Here is a 205-nt window from a genome sequence, read left to right on the forward strand (position 1 = left end):
CTTTATGTGTTCCACTGGTTCTGAAGTTATAACGATCAGATTCAGCATCAAATGTTGATAATTGCGTAAAGCTACCTTTCACTTCCAATACACCGGCCGTGAAATAGCTACCAGAGGTTGAGCCACGTGATGTATCTATTACAAAATCACCATGCACTAATACATAGTCACTGGCGTTTACCATACGAAGCAACCCGCTTGAATG

At 41.5% G+C, this 205-nt stretch carries 1 protein-coding gene; it reads right to left on the reverse strand.

From position 1 onward, the window contains the following. Positions 1-205: hypothetical protein (locus H5092_RS20915; protein ID WP_182734887.1), on the reverse strand; the 205-nt coding region annotated here is incomplete at both ends.

The sequence above is a fragment of the Pseudoalteromonas sp. SR41-7 genome (assembly GCF_014163935.1).
Classification (GTDB): Bacteria; Pseudomonadota; Gammaproteobacteria; order Enterobacterales; family Alteromonadaceae; genus Pseudoalteromonas; species Pseudoalteromonas distincta.